This is a genomic window from Methylobacterium sp. WL19 (assembly GCF_008040005.1).
GTDB classification, from domain to species: Bacteria; Pseudomonadota; Alphaproteobacteria; order Rhizobiales; family Beijerinckiaceae; genus Methylobacterium; species Methylobacterium bullatum.
Map to the genome: position 1 here is coordinate 1 of NZ_VRVC01000286.1, position 879 is coordinate 879.

Consider the following 879-nt stretch of genomic DNA (forward strand, 5'->3'; position numbering starts at 1 on the left):
GCGCCACCCGCGCCCCCTCGGGGCGCTTGACGATCCGGCCCTTGCCGATGGGAAGCGGCACGCCGCGCTCGGGCAGGTCGACGCCCACCCCCTCGCCGCGCGGGTAGCGCAGGGCGATCGGGCCGCTATCATGGGCATGCTGGGTCGCCACCATGTGGACCAGCTCGGCCTCGTCGGAGGCCGCCATCACGACCATGTTCGGCAGGCAGCAGAGATAAGCCAGATCGAACGCGCCCGCATGGGTCGCCCCGTCCGCACCCACCAGACCCGCCCGGTCGAGGCAGAACCGAACGGCCAAGTTCTGCAGCGCCACGTCGTGCACGACCTGATCGTAGGCCCGCTGCAGGAAGGTCGAGTAGATCGCCACGAACGGCTTGTAGCCCTCCGTCGCCAAGCCGCCCGCGAACGTCACCGCATGCTGCTCGGCGATGCCCACATCGAAGGTCCGGTCCGGATGCGCCTTGCCGAACAGGTCGATCCCGGTGCCGCCCGGCATCGCGGCGGTGATCGCCACCACCTTGTCGTCGGCATCGGCCGCCTTGATCAGGCTCTCGCCGAAGACGCGGGTATAGGCCGGCGCGTTCGGCTTGGCCTTGGCCTGGACGCCCGACAGCACGTCGAACTTCACCACCCCGTGGTAACGGTCGGCGCTAGCCTCGGCCGGGGCGTAGCCCTTGCCCTTCTGGGTCACGACATGGAGCAGGATCGGCCCCTGGTCCGAATCGCGCACGTTCTTCAGGATCGGCAGGAGATGGTCGAGGTTATGGCCATCGACCGGGCCGACATAGTGGAAGCCCATCTCCTCGAACATCGTGCCGCCGCCCACCACCAGGGAGCGGGCGTACTCTTCCGCCGCCGCCGCGCGCTGGTAGATCGCCT

The 879-nt window shown here is 69.2% G+C and carries 1 protein-coding gene; it reads right to left on the reverse strand.

The features are described 5' to 3' along the window. Positions 1 to 879 (reverse strand): 1-deoxy-D-xylulose-5-phosphate synthase N-terminal domain-containing protein (locus FV220_RS25120; protein WP_281406108.1); only part of this gene is annotated, 879 nt, incomplete at both ends.